The 10,077-nt window shown below is 47.3% G+C and carries 9 protein-coding genes and 1 pseudogene; 8 read left to right on the forward strand and 2 right to left on the reverse strand.

Annotated features, from left to right (window positions below; genetic code table 11):
- The 4 genes and pseudogenes from QUB61_RS04565 to QUB61_RS04580 form a co-directional block, all read left to right on the forward strand.
- Positions 1-442 (forward strand): annotated as a pseudogene (locus QUB61_RS04565) (ATP-binding cassette domain-containing protein); the annotation flags it as partial.
- A 41-nt stretch (positions 443-483) separates the two neighbouring features.
- Positions 484-1,284 (forward strand): ABC transporter permease, encoded by an 801-nt coding sequence (locus tag QUB61_RS04570; RefSeq protein ID WP_333135494.1) that lies wholly within the window; start codon positions 484-486, stop codon positions 1,282-1,284.
- Between the two features lie 176 nt (positions 1,285-1,460).
- A complete protein-coding gene (locus tag QUB61_RS04575) occupies positions 1,461-2,363 on the forward strand; it encodes an Rpn family recombination-promoting nuclease/putative transposase (protein WP_333135493.1) in 903 nt (300 codons plus the stop codon).
- A 44-nt stretch (positions 2,364-2,407) separates the two neighbouring features.
- Complete coding sequence (locus QUB61_RS04580) at positions 2,408-4,576, forward strand: Gldg family protein (protein WP_333135491.1); 2,169 nt, start codon at positions 2,408-2,410, stop codon at positions 4,574-4,576.
- Here QUB61_RS04580 and QUB61_RS04585 read toward each other — a convergent pair.
- The gene (locus QUB61_RS04585) at positions 4,529-4,828 is read right to left on the reverse strand and encodes a hypothetical protein (protein ID WP_333135489.1); all 300 of its coding nucleotides are present in this window, start codon (positions 4,826-4,828) and stop codon (positions 4,529-4,531) included. The two genes, QUB61_RS04580 and QUB61_RS04585, sit on opposite strands and share 48 nt — an antisense overlap.
- Before the next feature lie 26 nt (positions 4,829-4,854).
- Here QUB61_RS04585 and QUB61_RS04590 point away from each other — a divergent pair, with 26 nt between their 5' ends.
- Both QUB61_RS04590 and QUB61_RS04595 read left to right on the forward strand, forming a co-directional pair.
- A complete protein-coding gene (locus QUB61_RS04590) occupies positions 4,855-5,496 on the forward strand; it encodes a DUF4340 domain-containing protein (RefSeq protein ID WP_333135487.1) in 642 nt (213 codons plus the stop codon).
- A gap of 259 nt (positions 5,497-5,755) precedes the next feature.
- Positions 5,756-6,886, forward strand: a complete 1,131-nt coding sequence (locus tag QUB61_RS04595; RefSeq protein WP_333135485.1) for an ABC transporter ATP-binding protein — start codon at positions 5,756-5,758, stop codon at positions 6,884-6,886.
- 52 nt (positions 6,887-6,938) lie between these two features.
- Here the strand turns inward: QUB61_RS04595 and QUB61_RS04600 are convergent, their stop codons facing one another.
- Positions 6,939-7,073, reverse strand: coding sequence for a hypothetical protein (locus QUB61_RS04600; protein ID WP_333135483.1), 135 nt, complete (start codon positions 7,071-7,073; stop codon positions 6,939-6,941).
- A 667-nt stretch (positions 7,074-7,740) separates the two neighbouring features.
- Here QUB61_RS04600 and QUB61_RS04605 point away from each other — a divergent pair.
- Together QUB61_RS04605 and QUB61_RS04610 are read left to right on the forward strand one after the other, a co-directional pair.
- The gene (locus QUB61_RS04605; protein WP_333135481.1) at positions 7,741-8,871 is read left to right on the forward strand and encodes a spermidine/putrescine ABC transporter substrate-binding protein; all 1,131 of its coding nucleotides are present in this window, start codon (positions 7,741-7,743) and stop codon (positions 8,869-8,871) included.
- Between the two features lie 142 nt (positions 8,872-9,013).
- Positions 9,014-9,925, forward strand: coding sequence for an ABC transporter permease (locus tag QUB61_RS04610; RefSeq protein WP_333135479.1), 912 nt, complete (start codon positions 9,014-9,016; stop codon positions 9,923-9,925).
- Positions 9,926-10,077 lie beyond the last annotated feature (152 nt).

Raw genomic sequence — 10,077 nt, forward strand, 5'->3', positions numbered from 1 at the left:
ACCTTCTCAACCAGAACCGATTGTCGAAAATCTGCTCGTTGTCGAAACAGTAGAGTTGCAAGAACCTTCTCAACCAGAACCGGTTGTCGAAACAGTAGAGTGGCAAGAACCTTCTCAACCAGAATCGGTTGTCGAAATAGTAGAGTCCCTAGAACGCTCTCAACCAGAACCGATTGTCGAAAATCTGCTCGTTGTCGAAACAGTAGAGTCCCTAGAACGTTCTCAACCAGAACCAGAACCGATTTTAGATACACCAAAGTCGCTAGAACATCCTCAACCAGAAGCCCAACCAGTTGTAAAAAATCGGCAAGTTAAAAAAAAGCCGCAACCGAGTAGCGATTCTCAACCACAACAGCCACCTCTTACCAAAAAGCGACAAATAGAAAGAAAGCAACAGGATAGCGACGACCGCGAAACACCATCTGCAGGCGACTCAGAATGAACCAATTACCTGCAGGCCAATTACCCATTCCCAATTCCTAAATGTTAGTAATGATTAGTAATATTGTCGCAATTTACCGCAAAGAACTACAAAGCTATTTTGCCTCGCCATTAGCCTATGCCATCGCAGCAGTGTTTTGGCTAATCACCGGCTACTTTTTAATAGCCATCCTCCTCGCCCCCGACGGGTTAATTCCCCAAGTCGGCCAGCGAGACCAAATGGGAATTACCGAACCTCCCATCGACGTAGCCTACGAATTCCTGCAACTCTTCCTGCGAATCATGGGTTCCCTTTCGTTGTTCGTACTACCCGCACTCTCAATGGGACTTTACGCAGAAGAACGCAAACGCGGCACCTTAGAACTATTAGCCACATCGCCCTTAACAAACTGGGCAGTTGCTACGGGCAAACTCCTCGGCGTTTTAACATTTTATACCACAATGTTGCTGCCCCTGCTTTTCTGCGAGGCGATCGCCCTCAGTTCCTCAACCCCACCCGTACCCCCCGCAGTTCTCCTGCTAGGACACGGTGGCTTAATATTACTAGCAGCAGGAGTATTGTCCCTGGGAATGTTTATTTCCTCCCTCACAGACAGCACAATTTTATCAGCCATCCTCACCTTCACTCTAGTATTATTTCTCTGGGTGATCGATGCAGCCGCCGTCGGTATCGGTGGCCCCTTCGGAACAGCATTAGGACATTTGTCGCTCTTAACACATTACACCAATCTTGTCAAGGGAGTTTTCGATACTAGCAGTTTAATTATGTTTGCCAGTTACATAATTTTAGGAGTATTTCTGACCGCCCAATCCATCGATGCCTTGCGATATCAGCGTTCTTAAAAAAATCAGGCAAGGATTCCGGGAATAAAGAGGGAGACTCGGAGAGTGGGAGATTAAAGGAGAGGCCACCAATTCCCAATTCCCACGTACCAATTCCCACGGACCACTGCTCAATTCCCACGGACCAATTCCCAATTCTCCATTAATGTTAGTTATTCCACTAATTGCTTGAAAGAATGAGATTTATAGATCCCAAAATCGACTTTGCGTTCAAAAAAATATTCGGTTCCAGCGACAGCAAAGACATCCTGATTAATTTTTTAAACGCCATCCTTTATGAAGGACAGCCGCTCATCCAAGATTTAGAAATAATCGACTCCCAACCAGAAAATCCAACTCTGGGGACCCAAGAGACACGCCTAGATGTCAAAGCCACAATTAACGGCGACAGAATCGCCCTCGTTGAAATTCAACTGATCAACGTGCCTTCCTTCGGCAATAGAGTTTTGTACAACGCTGCCAAAAGCTACAGCCAGCAATTAACAGGAAAAGACCGCTACGAAAGACTAAAAACAGTAATTTCCTTGAAAATTGCCGACTTTGAAATGTTTGAAAATCAGCCAGAATTTATGTCGCGGTTTGTTTTCCAAGAAAAAGAGCAACAGTTTGAGTGTCCAGATACTGCAATAGAATTAGTATTTATCGAACTGCCAAAATTTAGCAAGGAATTAGCAGCATTAGAAACAACCGCCGACCAATGGATTTACTTTATCAAAAACACCAGCACTCTGGAGACAGTACCAGAAACACTGAGTGCAGTTCCCGAGATTCAGAAAGCTTTTAGAATTGCCAGGGAAGACAACTTCACTCAGGAAGAATTAAAGGAATTGCAGAAGCAAGAACTGTGGATTCAAGACCAGCAGATTGCCATAGAGATAGCAAGAGAACAGGTAACAAAAACCGCTCAACTCTCGTTAATATTGCGTCAGCTAGTGCGGCGTTTAGGCACAATACAACCGGAAACAGAAAACTACATCCGTCAATTAAGCGTACAGGAATTAGAAAACTTAGGAGAGGCCGTGGTAGATTTCAACCATCCGTCTGATTTAACACTATGGTTGCAGGCTAATGCGATATAGAATAACATTCTAGAACCGGAATTGGGTCACTCAATATTTACCTTATGAAAATTAGAAAAAAAAATTGGAAATACGTGTTTTTGCTGGGCCCCCTCCTCATCGCAGCGGGGGTAACAGCAGCACTTGTATCCGGAGTATGGGAACCCCTGACAGTCGGTTTAGTTATTGCCGGAACAGTGACGATCGCACTTTGGCTGCTATATTTGAGTTACGAACAAAGCTTTTGGGGGAAGCGTTCCACTCAAGCCAGCACCAACGCCCTGATTGCTACCCTCGCCGTATTTGTGATTCTCGGAGTAATTAACTTCATAGCCGTTCGCTATCCCGTCCGCATCGACTTAACCGAAAGCCAACAATTTACCCTCGCCCCGCAGACTCAACAAATACTGCGAAATTTGCAACAAACAGTCAAAGTTTGGGTGTTTGACGCCACCCAAAATCCCCAAATCAAAGAATTGCTGCAAAGCTACAAACGCGAGGGAGGCGAAAAGTTCCAATTTGAGTTTGTTGACCCGCTAGCCCAACCGGGAAAAGCGCGGGAATTTAGCATTACCAGCATCGGAGAAGTTTACCTGCAATCCGGTGACAAAAAACAGGCGCTGCAAAAAGGCGGCACTGCTTTTGGTAGCGACCCGAATCAAGGTCTTTCAGAGATCAAACTTACGAATGGCTTAGAAGAAATTCTTAGCACTCGCGTTGCTACAGTTTACTTTTTACAAGGGAAAGGAGCCCGCCCGCTAAAGGAAGGTCAAGGCGGAATTCAGCAAGCTGAAAAAGCTCTGAAAGATAAATACTACAACGCCCAAACACTGAATTTGACCGAACGCAAAGAAGTGCCAGAAGATGCAGATGCTTTAATCGTTCCCGGGATGGAAAAACCGTTTTCCGATACAGAAATTAAAGCACTAAAAGCTTATCTCGATCGCGGCGGCAGTTTATTGTTAATGGTAGACCCGGCAATTGATACGGGATTGGACAAAATGCTGCAAGAATGGGGCGTAAAATTAGACGCCCGTTTGGCCATCGATGCTTCGGGCACTGGTCAAAGATTTGGGCTCGGCCCCACGGTTCCCACAGTCAGGCGCTACGGCGAACATCCGATTACTCAAAGTTTTGGCAACGGTATTTCATTCTATCCGTTTGCGCGTGCTTTGGAAACCTCGCCAGTAGAAGGGATAGAGGAAAAACCGCTGATTTGGACGAGTCAGGAAAGTTGGGCCGAAAGCGATTTGACGACGAGGAAATTGGAGTTCGATCAGAAGACCGATCGACAAGGCCCGCTATTATTAGGTGTAGCTTTAGTTCGATCGTCCACTGACAGCATTCCCTTAAAGCCCTCACCTCCACCAACTCCAACACCGGTCACGCCTTCACCCCAAGCATCGCCGACAACTGCGCCATCGCCGACAACTTCGCCATCGCCGACAACCGCGCCATCGCCGACAACCGCGCCATCGCCGACAACCGCGCCATCGCCGACAACTTCGCCATCGCCGACAACCGCGCCATCGCCGACAACCGCGCCATCGCCGACAACTGCGCCATCGCCGACAACTGCGCCATCGCCGACAACTGCGCCATCGCCGACAACTTCGCCGTCGCCGACAACTTCACCATCGCCGACAACTTCGCCATCGCCGACAACTTCGCCAACAGCTTCCCCAATTAGCTATTCGGTGATTGTCTCGCAAGAAGCTACGCCTCCAGCATTACCGACGACTTCGCCAACACCCGCAGCATCTCCCACAGCATCTCCAGAAAGTTCGCCAACACCCACAGCATCTCCCACAGCATCTCCGACAACATCTCCCACACCGATACCAGAAACATCTCCCACAGCATCTCCGACAACATCTCCCACACCGACACCAGAAACATCTCCCACAGCATCTCCGACAACATCTCCCAGTCCAAAGTCAACTCCTTCTGCGCCTTCAACTCCTAGAAAAACCTCGCGAATGGTAGTAATTGGCACATCTCAATTTGTGACTAACGGTTGGTTTGACCAACAGCTAAATAGCGACGTGTTTCTCAATTCAGTCAGTTGGTTGAGTAAACCAGACCAGCAAAGCTTTTCTATCAGTCCGAAAAAAGCTACCAACCGCCGCATTAACATGACGCCCATCCAAGTAGGATTGCTGGTTTTAGCTTGGCTAATTTGGCCTTTACTCGGACTGGGAATTGGTGGCGCTATCTGGTGGAAGAGAAGATAAGTTAGTTGACTGTTGACTGTTGACTGTTGACTGTTGACTGTTGACTGTTGACTGTTGACTGTTGTTATTAATAACAGACTCCCCAATGCCCAATTCCCAATGCCCTGCGCGGGCCAATTCCCAATTCCCAATGCCCAATTCCCAATGCCCTGCGCGGGCCAATTCCCAATTCCCAATGCCCAATGCCCTGCGCGGGCCAATGCCCAATGCCCTGCGCGGGCCAATGCCCAATTCCCAATGCCCAATTCCCAATTCCCAATGCCCAATTCTCAGTTACTATGAAATTGCAGAAAAATACATTAGTATTGATAGCCGTCGCGCTGAGCATGACTGGGTTGGTTGCTTTGTTCGAGATGCAAGTGTCTCCGAAACAGGAAGCCGCTAAGGAAGAAAAACAGAAAATTTTTGCTTTTAACTCCGATCGCGTACAATTCTTTACAGTCAAAACACCCGAAAAAATATTGACTTTTGAGCGAGTTTATGCTACAAAAGGAGGCAAGTCGAACTGGGAAATGAAATTGCCAGTGCAAGCACACGCAAGTCAGGCATCGGTGGATTTTTTGCTAGACAGGCTGGCAACAGGAAAGAGCGATCGGACAATTAATATTACTGCTGCTCAACTGCCGGAATTCGGTCTCGACCAACCCCAAGCTACAGTCACAGTAAAGCTGGACAACCAGGAAACTCACCGCCTAGTTTTAGGCAAAACAGACGTTACCGGCCGCTTCTTGTACGCTCAAGCCAATCCGCCCGAAGCGCCCCCTCAAAATTCAGCCCAAAATTTGCCCGTGCTGCTAGTGCCATTTGACTTTAAAAATGCCGTCGAGCGACCTTTGTCAGAGTGGAAAAAAGCAGAAGCACCCAAAACAGACAAACCACCGCAAAAACCCTCTCCGACGCCAAGTCCTGAGAATAAATAGATGCCCAGTCGCTCCTCAATGTTGCACCATTCTCAATAAGCCTTTTATGAACAGGCAAGATGCCTGTGAAGCGAAGAGTGAATTTTCATTGTGGAACAGGAGGCATCTTGCCTGTTGCTGACAATGGTGCGCTCTGGGATAGAATTTAAAGAACAAATCCCAAAACCTGTTACATCCAACATTCCGCACCTAAAATACAGAAAAGTCTAAACTTAAACTGTATTTAAGTAGCGTGCATTACCCCCAGGAAAGGGCGAATATGTTTCAGACAGCACTCAACCAAGGTACGACAGCAACGGATACAGCGCTTGACGTTGAACTCCGCAAGGTCTTCAAGGTATTTAACGGCGAAACCGCAGTCCGCGGAGTAGACCTCAGCATTCGCCAAGGAGAATTTTTTAGCATTCTCGGGCCTAGCGGCTGCGGCAAGACTACGACCCTGCGGTTAATCGCTGGGTTCGAGACTCCCTCGGCGGGCGAGTTGATGATTCGCGGCCAGTCGATGACCAACACTCCAGCTTACCGCCGCCCGGTAAATACTGTGTTTCAAAGCTATGCTTTGTTCGGACACATGAATGTCTGGGACAATATCGCTTTTGGATTGCGGATAAAAAAGCTGGGGAAAGCGGAAATTGAAGAACGGGTACGGGAAGTTTTGCAATTGGTGAAAATGGAATCTTTCGCCAACAGGTTTCCCGGTCAAATGTCGGGCGGCCAGCAGCAGCGGGTGGCTTTGGCGAGAGCTCTGGTAAATCGACCGGCGGTTCTGCTGCTGGACGAACCCCTGGGTGCTCTGGATTTGAAGTTGCGCAAGCAGATGCAGTTGGAACTGTCGAATTTGCATCAAGAATTGGGTTTGACTTTTGTGATGGTGACTCACGACCAAGAAGAGGCGATGAGTCTGTCTGACCGGATTGCTGTGATGCATGAGGGCAGGATTGACCAAATTGGCTCTCCTGAAGAAATTTATGAGTGCCCGCAGACGGCTTTTGTGGCGGATTTTATTGGGGATACGAATTTGTTTGCGGGTACGGTAGAATCGATCGACCGATCGACTATTACAGTTCGCACATCAGCCAATCTGAAAATAATCGTTCAGCAGTCGGATATGTGGAGTGGTGTCACAGGCGACTCTGTTGTGGTCAGCGTCCGGCCGGAAAAAGTATATTTGAATCTTTACCAGCCGGAAGTGTCGGTCAACTGTTTTGAAGGGCGGCTCAAAAATACTATGTACATGGGCACGCACGTTCATTACGTGGTTGAGTTGGCGTCGGGCGATAAAATTACAGTGCGCCAGCCAAATACCGGCGGCTCTTTCCCCGATCCGCACACGCCGATTTACGCTTACTGGGGAACTAATGATTGTCTCGCTTTGACCGATCGAGCATAATTACCGAAAAAATGGGTTTAAAGCCCCGTCCTTCCAGGACGGCTTTGATTAATTATTGCGGTTCAGGTAGCTGTTTGATATAGTCATTAATCAATTCAGCTACAGGCACTCCTTGCTTTTGAGCTATCCTCGCAATCTTGTCTTTCAACTGCTTTGTCGTTCTGATATTGATTCTCTCAGTCTTCACGGCAACTTATCCCATTTGGGTGTACACTAAGAGTATGCCACAGGTAGAGTAACCGCCGATACACATGAGACACCAAGCTCAAACGACTGGTCCGGGAAACAATAATGGCTAGTGGGTAGCGAATGCCACGAATAAAAACAGCTAGGTTAACCAACGTAAACCAAAACCAGACAAGTCAAAAAATAAAGATTAAATGTACCGTGGGGCACACGGAAGAGAAGTAATTCTCAAACGCTTGGGGAGACAAAGCCCTCTGGGGTTATCTAAGTTAGGCTCGATGCTTGGTTCAATCGGACGGGTATTTGGTTTAAGTATTGCCGCAAGGATAGATAATTTTAAGGTGTGTCGCTGAACCAAGAATCCTCGTACCTGATAGTCGAGGAGTGTCAAGAAAGAAGTTCGGCAACGAACGCGCGATCGAGATTTAACGGATGTCACGGAGGTCGGGAAGTTCGGCAACGAGCAGTGTACGCGATTTAACGGATTTAACGGATGGATGTTGCAGGGAAGTTCGGCAACGAGCAGTGTACGGGATTTAACGGATTTAATCGAATTTCCCAATCCCTAATTCCCCAATCTAAAATCTAAAATCTAAAATCTAAAATCGAATTTCCCCATCCCCAATTCCCCAATCTAAAATCTAAAATCTAAAATCTAAAATCGAACTGTGCCTCCGACTAACTTACCAATTTCCAGGATTTTCCCGGCTAATTCTACACGCCGTCAGTTCCTAAAAAATTCGGCGGCGACAATTTCCGGGTTAGCTGTTTCGAGTTGCGGCTGGCGACTTGCAGACGTACAATCTGCTCCTACCGTCAAAGGTTCTGCCGACAAACTTTTCATCTATACTTGGGCAGGCTATACCGATAACGCTTTGCTCGATCGCTTTGCCGAAAAAACCGGCATTCGCGTAGTGGCCGACGTGTTTAGCTCCAACGAAGAGATGCTGGCGAGAGTTCAAGCCGGTGGCGCCCGCGCCTACAGCATCATTTACCCGTCTGACTACATGGTGGTTCAAATGACGGAACTCGGGCTTTTGACCCCATTAGACCACTCGAGTTTGGGCGCGCTCGATCGGCTCAAAAAACAGTTCCAAAACCCTGTCTATGACCCAGGAAACCGCTACAGCGTGCCTTTGAGTTGGGGAACCACAGGCTTGATTTACAACACCGAACAACTCAAAGAAGCTCCTGAAGATTGGAGCTATTTGTGGGAACACAAACAGGAGTTAGCAAGGCGAATGACGCTGGCGAGTGATGTTAGAGAAGTCATGGGCGCTGCGTTGCGGATGCTGGGCTATTCTCTGAATTCTACGAACCAAGAGCAAGTAAAACAAGCTTACGAAAAGTTGGTGGAACTCAAACCGGCGATCGCATCTTTTACTACTGATGCTTGGCGGCCTCAAATGCTGACGGGGGATTTGAAGGTAGCTATGTGTTATTCTTCTGATGCTAATGAAGTAATTTCAGATAACGATAAATTGAAGTATGTCGTCCCCAAAAGCGGTTCTTCTCTGTGGACTGACACTTTAGTAATTCCTAAAGGTTCTCCCAATCCCGAAGCAGCTTATAAATGGATTAACTTTCTGCTGCAAGCCGATGTCGCTGCTTCTTTAGTAGAGCGGCTCAGTTTTTCAACTCCTTCGGAAGATTCTTTTAGTTTATTGACGCCGGAAGTCCGCGAAAACGAGATTCTTTTCCCTTCGGAAGATATTTTGAAAAATTGCGAAGGTGTGGCTCCGGTAGGGAAATTTATGGAAGTGTACGATCGCTACTGGACTCAATTAACCAGCGGCTAATCTTATTTATTGCCAGAAATTTCATGTACATTTCGATTTACCGTGGGGTGGGGGCGGGTTTATGAGATTGTTTATTTTAGGCGATTATTGTAGGTGAAACCCGCCCCTACAAATCAGAACTCAAAACTCAAAACAATTATTTATGGCTGTTTCAACTAGAACTCCCCCTCCTATTCCTCCCAATTCTTCATTGAAGGCTGAAACTGTTTCCCCGTGGTCGGCGTGGACAGGTCCGCTGGCATTGCTCGGCCCTTCTGGCTTGTTGCTGCTTTTATTATTAGTCATACCAACTCTGGTGATTTTTCAGCTTAGTTTGGTGCCCAATATTAAGCCGGGAGATTTGGTGAATCCTTCGGGAATCGGCAACTACCTGCGAGTGTTTGAGCCGCTGAATTTACAGGTTATGGGTCGATCGCTTTTTTTCGCAACGGGGACTACTATTCTGTGTTTGCTGCTGGGATTTCCCGTCGCTTACTGGATCGCCCTCAATGTCTCGAAAAAGTGGCGGAATTTAACTTTGTTAGGCTTTGTGTTGCCGCTGTGGACTTCTTCGCTGTTGCGATCGTATGCTTGGATTACAATTCTGCGTCCTACGGGGGTTCTCAACTCGCTGCTGGCACTTCTAGGCATTCCTCCTCTGGAATTGCTCAATCAAAGTTCCGCAGTTTTAATCGGCATGGCTTACAGTTATTTGCCTTATATCGTGACAATTCTTTACGCTTCTTTGGAAAAGTTAGACCGCAGGTTGCTAGAAGCATCTCAGGATTTGGGCGCCAATCCAGTGGAAACTTTCTGGAAAGTGACAGTACCTCAGACGATGCCGGGAATTGCTGCGGGTTCTTTGCTAGTATTTATTAGCTGTTTGGGCGATTTTGTCGATCCGGAGTTGCTCGGTGGAGCTTCCAGTATGACGGCCGCTCGTTTGATTTACAATCAGTTTTTGGGGGCGACTCAAAATTGGGGGCTGGGTTCGGCTCTGAGTATGGTATTAATCTTTGTAGTGAGTATCGGAATTGCCCTTTTGCTCAAATATGGCGATCGTAATGCAATTTAGGAGGAAGAAGGAAGTTCGGCAACGGATTCTGTAACGGATGTAACGGATGTAACGGATGTCAGTGCGAGGGAAGTCGGAAGAAGGAAGAAGGAAGAAGGAAGAAGGAAGAAGGAAGAAGGAAGAAGGAAGAAGGAAGAAGGAAGAAGGAAGAA

The organism is Microcoleus sp. C2D2, assembly GCF_036702495.1.
Taxonomy (GTDB): Bacteria; Cyanobacteriota; Cyanobacteriia; order Cyanobacteriales; family Microcoleaceae; genus Microcoleus.